This is a genomic window from Segeticoccus sp. (genome assembly GCF_035708005.1).
On sequence record NZ_DASSTI010000145.1, the window covers coordinates 1 to 6560 of the forward strand.

At 71.1% G+C, this 6560-nt stretch carries 6 protein-coding genes; 4 read left to right on the top strand and 2 right to left on the bottom strand.

Annotation, left to right across the window (positions count from 1 at the left end):
- On the top strand, positions 1-975 hold a 975-nt coding region (locus tag VFL99_RS14155), incomplete at its 5' end, for an Nramp family divalent metal transporter (protein WP_325107018.1).
- Positions 976-1066: 91 nt separating this feature from the next.
- Here VFL99_RS14155 and fahA read toward each other — a convergent pair.
- Both fahA and VFL99_RS14165 read right to left on the bottom strand, forming a co-directional pair.
- Positions 1067-2287 carry a fumarylacetoacetase gene (gene fahA / locus VFL99_RS14160; protein WP_325107019.1) on the bottom strand — a complete coding sequence of 407 codons (1221 nt, stop codon included), beginning with the start codon at positions 2285-2287 and terminating at the stop codon, positions 1067-1069.
- Positions 2284-3180 carry a hypothetical protein gene (locus tag VFL99_RS14165; RefSeq protein ID WP_325107020.1) on the bottom strand — a complete coding sequence of 299 codons (897 nt, stop codon included), beginning with the start codon at positions 3178-3180 and terminating at the stop codon, positions 2284-2286. Before VFL99_RS14165 ends, fahA begins: the two co-directional genes overlap by 4 nt.
- Positions 3181-3259: 79 nt before the next feature.
- Between VFL99_RS14165 and VFL99_RS14170 the strand changes: the two genes are divergently transcribed.
- From VFL99_RS14170 to VFL99_RS18365, 3 genes are all read left to right on the top strand, one after another.
- Complete coding sequence (locus tag VFL99_RS14170; protein ID WP_325107021.1) at positions 3260-4564, top strand: homogentisate 1,2-dioxygenase; 1305 nt, start codon at positions 3260-3262, stop codon at positions 4562-4564.
- Positions 4565-4607: 43 nt separating this feature from the next.
- Positions 4608-6350 (top strand): bifunctional metallophosphatase/5'-nucleotidase, encoded by a 1743-nt coding sequence (locus VFL99_RS14175; RefSeq protein WP_325107022.1) that lies wholly within the window; start codon positions 4608-4610, stop codon positions 6348-6350.
- Positions 6351-6422: 72 nt separating this feature from the next.
- Positions 6423-6560 (top strand): twin-arginine translocation signal domain-containing protein (locus VFL99_RS18365; protein WP_414713763.1); only part of this gene is annotated, 138 nt, incomplete at its 3' end.

Consider the following 6560-nt stretch of genomic DNA (forward strand, 5'->3'; position numbering starts at 1 on the left):
ATCTGGGGATTCGTCTACGGCGCGGCCGGGATGTCCTCGACGGCCCTGCCGCTGCACGCGATGTTCCCCGCGCTCTCGCTCAACGCGTGGGCGATCCTCAGCGGCCTCGCCGGACTGGTGCTGGTGCTGCTCAACCGCTACGAGGTGTTCGAGAAGATCACCGCCGTCCTGGTGGGCGTGATGTTCCTGACCGTGGTGAGTGCCGCGGTGCTGGCGGCTCCGAACCTGCCCGCGATGGCGACCGGGCTGGTGCCGACCATGCCGGAGAACGGGCTCTTCTACACGCTCGGGCTGATCGGCGGCGTCGGCGGCACGATCACCATGGCGGCGTACGGCTACTGGGTCCACGCCAAGGGGTGGCGCGACTCGAGCTGGATGAACGTCATGCGGCTGGACAACACCGTCGCCTACGTCGTCACCGGCATCTTCGTCATCTCCATGCTCATCGTCGGTGCGGAGCTGCTCTATGCGACCAACACGACTCTGGAGGGCGACGGCAGCCTGTTGACCGTCGGGGACACGCTGCAGCAGCAGTTCGGTCCGGCGCTGCGCTGGTCGTTCCTCATCGGCTTCTGGGCCACGTCGTTCACCTCGATCCTCGGTGTCTGGAACGGCGTCAGCCTGCTCTTCGCCGACTTCGCCGCCAACGTCTCGGCCCGGCTCGGCGGCCGGTCGCTGCCGGACGCGACCGACCGCGCGCGCACCAACAACTGGTGGTTCCGCGGCTACGTGCTGTGGCTGACCTTCCCGCCGATGCTGCTGCTGTTGCTGGGCAAGCCGATCCAGCTGATCGTGCTCTACGGTGCGCTCGGCGCCGCGTTCATGCCGTTCCTGGCCTTCACGTTGCTGTGGCTGATGAACGGCTCACGCGTGCCGAAGGAGCACCGCAACGGGTGGCTGTCCAACGTCGTGCTCGCCGCGGCGGGGCTGCTGTTCTTCGTGCTGTGCATCGACAAGCTCATCAGCCTGTTCTGAGACTCACCCCCCAAACGACCGTTGCTGGTGGGAGGCGACTCGCCAGTCGCCCTCCACCAGCAACAGTCTTGGGTCCGGTCGGGTGTGCGCGTCAGACGGCGGAACGGATGGTGCCGGTCACCTCGCCGAGGCCGATCGTGGCGCCCTCGGGGCCGGGCGCCCACGCGGTGATCGTGACGGTGTCGCCGTCCTCGAGGAAGCCGCGAGTGCTGCCGTCGGACAACGTGATCGGCTCCTTGCCGTTCCACGTGAGCTCGAGCAGGCTGCCGCGCTGGTCCTTCTCGTTGCCGCTGATGGTGCCGGACGCGAACAGGTCACCCGGCCGCAGGCTCGCGCCGTTGACCGTCATGTGCGCCAGCATCTGCGCCGGTGACCAGTACAGCTCCTTGTACGGCGGCCGTGCGATCACCGTGTCGTTGAGCCGCACCTCGAACCTGAGGTCCAAGCCGTATGACGCCTCACTCGCCCCCCGCAGGTAGGGCAGGGGCTCGGGGTCCTGCGTCGGCAGCGGAACGCGCGCGGCCGCAAGGGCTTCCATCGGCACGACCCACGCCCCGATCGAGGAGGCGAAGGACTTGCCGAGGAACGGGCCGAGTGGGACGTACTCCCACGCCTGGATGTCGCGAGCGCTCCAGTCGTTGAACAGCGTCACCCCGAAGAGGTGGTTGCTCGCCTCGTCGACGGACACGCGGCTGCCGACCGTGGTCGAACCGCCGACGACGTAGCCGAGCTCGGTCTCGATGTCGAGCCGGATGCTGGGGCCAAAGGTCGGGGCCGCATCGCTCGGCGCCTTGCGCTGGCCGGTCGGGCGCACGATGTCGGTGCCGCTGACCACGACGGTGCCGGAGCGGCCGTGGTAGCCGATCGGCAGGTGCTTCCAGTTCGGCGTGAGGGCCGCGCTGTCGGGCCGGAAGATCGAGCCGACATTGGTCGCGTGCTGCTCACTGGCGTAGAAGTCGACGTAGTCCGCCACGTCGATCGGCAGGTGCAGCGTGACGTCACCGAGCGGGACGAGGTGCGGCTCGACCTCGGAGCGGTGTGCCTCGTTGCCCAGCAGCTCGACGAGCCACTCGCGGGCGCTGGTCCACGCGGAGCGTCCGAGCGCGAGGAAGTCGTTGAGCGTCGGCCGGTTCCATGCGTCGGCCCAGTCCGCACCCGTCGCACGGGCGGTAGCGGACACGTCGAGGACCTGATCGCCGATGCGCACACCGACCCGGCGCTGCTCGGGCCCTCCGGCCGAGAACACCCCGTAGGGCAGGGTGGCGATGCCGAAGGGGTGGTCGGCGGGGACGTCCAGCCAGGTGTGGCTCATGCACTCTCCTTGATCAGTCCGAGGGACGACAGGTCGTGGACGGGGTCGAGGACCCCGCAGCAACCGTAGGCAGTGAAGAACGCCCGTACGACGCTGGCATCCGCCTCGCTCATCCGGACCAGCATCTCCACGAGTGGTTGCGGGTCACGCTCCAGCAGCAGGTGGGCCAGCTCAGCCGCTTCCGCCCCGTTGAGCGCCCACCGCGTCGCGCACAGGACGTTGAGGAACCCGTGCTGGTCCTCGCCCTCGGGGCTCGTGTGCGCGACGGCGTGGTGCAGCCCGCCGGTGAGCTTGAACGACAGGTCGCGGTCGATGCAGGCGCGGATGAAGCGGGACAGCTCGCTGGCGGTGGGCACAGGCTGCTGGGGCGTGGAGCCGGTGCGCAGCTTGGCCTGGACCCGGCCGTCACCCTGGGCCGCGGAGAGCTCCTCGAGTGCGGTGTCCTGGGGCCCGGCCTCGCGGGGCACCTCCACCGAGACCGGCAGCGCGGCGGCCAGGGCCTCCCGCCACTGCGGTGACCAGCCCACCTCGAGGCCGACCGGCGTGACACCGGCGGCCGAGGCGAGCAGGTCGACGGCGGCGGTCACCTCCGCGACCGGCGTGCCCGGGCGCCCGATCACGCCCACCTCGAACGGCCCCGGCCGGTCCTGCCCGCGGAGGTCTCCCGCAGCGGAGGCGGGGATGAGCAGCGGACCCACGAGGTCGGCATACGACTCCTGGTGACGCGCCACGTGCTCGGTGACCGCGCGGGGCAGCGGTGCGAGACCGGGTGGGAACACCGCGGCGTCGTCGACGAGATCGGTGAACAGGCTCCGCTCGGCGAGGTGGGCAGCGCCGCCCGCGTCGGCGGACCGCCCGGCCTTCGGGTGCTGGTCGGGGGGCGTCATTGACATGTTCGGCAGGCTACTGGATCGTGGAGGGTAACGAGACATGCACGTCCGCTGAACGGACACGTCGACGAGCGAGGAAACCATGGCGCACTACCAGTCCCGGGGCGCGCTGCCCCGGCAGCGGCACACCCAGCTGCGCACCCCGGACGGCGGGATCTACTACGAGGAGCTCATGGGGGAGGAGGGCTTCAGCAGCGACTCCTCGCTGCTCTACCACCGGGGGCTCCCGTCGGCGATCCAGGACGCCCGGGTGTGGGACCTCGGCGACCTGTCGACCTGCTCCAACCACCCGCTCACCCCGCGGCACCTGAAGCTGCACGACCTGTTCCCCGCCGACTCCTCGGGCGTCGACGCCGTCACCGGCCGCCGGCTCATCCTCGGCAACGGCGACGTGCGCATCTCCTACGTGGTGGCCGACAAGCCGAGTCCGTTCTACCGCAATGGCATCGGCGATGAGTGCGTCTACATCGAGCGCGGTGGTGCGCGGGTGGAGACGGTGTTCGGCGCGTTCGACGTGCGGCAGGGGGACTACCTGGTGATCCCGCGCGCGACGACGCACCGGTGGCTGCCCTTGGTGGAGGGCGACACCGACTTCAGCGAGCCGCTGCGGGCCTACTGCATCGAGGGCAACTCCCACATCTCCCCGCCGAAGCGCTACCTGTCGCGTTATGGGCAGTTCCTCGAGCACGCGCCGTACTGCGAGCGGGACCTGCGCACGCCGCAGGGCCCACTGCTCGCCGAGGAGGTCGGCGCCCACGCCGACGAGGCGACCGAGGTCTACGTCAAGCACCGCGGCAGCGGGCCGCAGAGCACCGGCGGCCTCGTGGGCACGATCTACACCTACCCCTTCCACCCGCTCGACGTGATCGGCTGGGACGGCTGCCTCTACCCGTACGCCTTCAACGTGGCCGACTACATGCCGATCACCGGCAAGGTGCACCAGCCGCCGCCCGTGCACCAGGTCTTCGAGGGCGCCGGCTTCGTCATCTGCAACTTCGTGCCGCGCAAGGTGGACTACCACGAGGACTCGATCCCCGTGCCGTACTACCACTCCAACGTCGACAGCGACGAGGTCATGTTCTACGTCGACGGCGACTACGAGGCCCGCAAGGGCTCCGGCATCGGCAAGGGCTCGATCTCACTGCACCCGGGCGGCCACGCGCACGGACCGCAGCCGGGCGCCTACGAGAAGTCCATCGGGGTGCACTACTTCGACGAGCTGGCCGTCATGGTGGACACCTTCCGGCCGCTCGAGGTCGGCGAAGGCGGGCGCGCCGTCGACGACGGGCGCTACGCGTGGTCGTGGGTCGGCGGCCGTGGCGGGGCCGAGAGTGGCGTCGACGGCCGGCCGCACGGTGGTGAGGCAGAGGTCTTCACCACGAGCTGACGCTCGCACCGGCAGGCTGGGGGTGGGGGATACTCGGCGGGTCATGACCGCCCGCCCCCGCCACCGGATCACCGTGCTCGGCACCACCGACCTGCACGGCCACGTCCGCAACTGGGACTACCTCGCCGACCAGGAGTATGCCGACCCGCTGGGCAACGAGGTCGGCCTCGCCAAGATCGCCACGCTGGTGTCGAGACTGCGGACGGAGCGGGGCGCCGAGAACTGCGTGCTCCTCGACGCCGGCGACACCATCCAGGGCTCGGCGCTGGCGGAGCACTTCGCCCGGGTCGACCCGGTCACGGCGGGCGCCAAGCACCCGATGGCGGTCGTCATGAACCACCTCGGCTACGACGCCGCCGCCCTCGGCAACCACGACTTCACCCACGGCCTCGCGACGTTGCGCGCCTTCGAGGACCAGCTCGACTTCCCGCTGCTGGGTGCCAACGTCCATGCGTGGGGCACCGGTGCGCCCGCCTTCACCCCGTGGGTGGTGCGCACCGTGCACGCGCCGGCGGGTCCACCCGTCCGCGTCGGGATCCTCGGACTGGTCACACCGGGCGTCGCCGTCTGGGACGAGCGCCACGTCGCGGGCCGGCTGCGGTTCGAGGGCGTGGTCGAGCAGGCAGCGCGGTCGGTGCCCGAGCTGCGTGCCGCCGGCGCCGACGTGGTCCTCGTCTGCTGCCACTCGGGTGCGGACGGCGCGAGCTCCTACGGTGCTGCCCTGCCGTGGCCGGAGAACGCCAGCACCCTTCTCGCCCAGCGCGTTCCGGGAATCGATGCGATTCTCGTCGGGCACGCCCACGTCGAGATCGCGGAGCGGTTCGTGGCCCACGAGCAGACCGGCCGCCCGGTCCTGCTCTCCGAACCCGTCTCGTGGGGGATGCGGCTCACCGTCATCGACCTCGACCTCGAGCTGACCGGCGGCCATTGGCGCGTTGCCGGGGTCCGGGCCCAGCTGCGCCACGCCAGCGAGGTCCCCGAGGACCCGCGGGTCGTGGACCTCGTCGCGCCGCACCACGACGCTGTCCGTCGCCACCTGTCCACCCCGGTCGCCACCAGCCGGGCCCGGCTGTCGCTGGCCACCGCGCGTTTCGAGGACTCCTCGCTGCTCCGCCTGCTGGCGCACGTCCAGGCGAGCGCACTGCAGCGCGAGCTCGCCGGGTCGGCGGCAGCCGACCTGCCGGTGCTGTCCCTCGTCGCCCCCACCACCCGGTCGGGGATGCTGCCGCTCGGCACGATCACCCGACGTCACCTGGCTGGGCTCTACCGGCACGACAGCACACTGGTCGGCGCCCGGCTCTCCGGCGCGGAGCTGCGTGCCCACCTGGAGCGGGCCGCCGCCTTCTTCCACCAGGTCACCGGTCCGGGCCCGGTGACGGCCGACGAGCTCACCAACGCCCCCACCCCGTTGGCCCCGCACGGCACCCCGGACGACGTGTTCGACACCGCGCACGGACTCGACCACCCGCTCACCTACGCCATCGACCTCGCCCGTCCGGTCGGCTCCCGCGTCACCGACCTGCGGTATGCCGGAACCTCCGTGCACGCCTCCGACCAGTTCGCCGTCGCCGTGGGGAGCTACCGACACTCCGGCGGCGGTGGGTTCGCCGAGGTGGCGGCCGCTCTGGTCCTGCACGACGGCGGGCTCGAGATCCGGCAGCTGCTCCAGCAGTGGGTCCGGGCCGAGCGGGTGGTGGACGGGACCCGCTTCCGCGGACCGCACTGGCGACTCATGGCGAACGGCCGGCCCCTGCGCCTGACCGGGGGTGAGAATTTGCCATCGTGAGGTCTCCCGCGCAAGCCGTTGTCACGGCATACTGACGAGCCGTCGGCCCCTCACCCCCCAAGGAGCACCGCCATGACGGACCCGCGCACGCATGCCCGCATCCTCCACACCCAGACCTCCCGCCGCCAACTGCTCGCGATGGCGGCCGTCGGCGCCGCCGGCGTGACCGTCGGGACGGCCGGGCGGAGCTATGCCGCGCCGCCGAAGCAG

What these genes read in the sequence shown, in the direction of transcription:
- fahA (WP_325107019.1), bottom strand. Translation starts at nt 2,287, where the DNA reads ATGAGCCACACCTGGCTGGACGTCCCCGCCGACCACCCCTTCGGCATC.
- VFL99_RS14165 (WP_325107020.1), bottom strand. Translation starts at nt 3,180, where the DNA reads ATGTCAATGACGCCCCCCGACCAGCACCCGAAGGCCGGGCGGTCCGCC.
- VFL99_RS14170 (WP_325107021.1), top strand. Translation starts at nt 3,260, where the DNA reads ATGGCGCACTACCAGTCCCGGGGCGCGCTGCCCCGGCAGCGGCACACC.
- VFL99_RS14175 (WP_325107022.1), top strand. Translation starts at nt 4,608, where the DNA reads ATGACCGCCCGCCCCCGCCACCGGATCACCGTGCTCGGCACCACCGAC.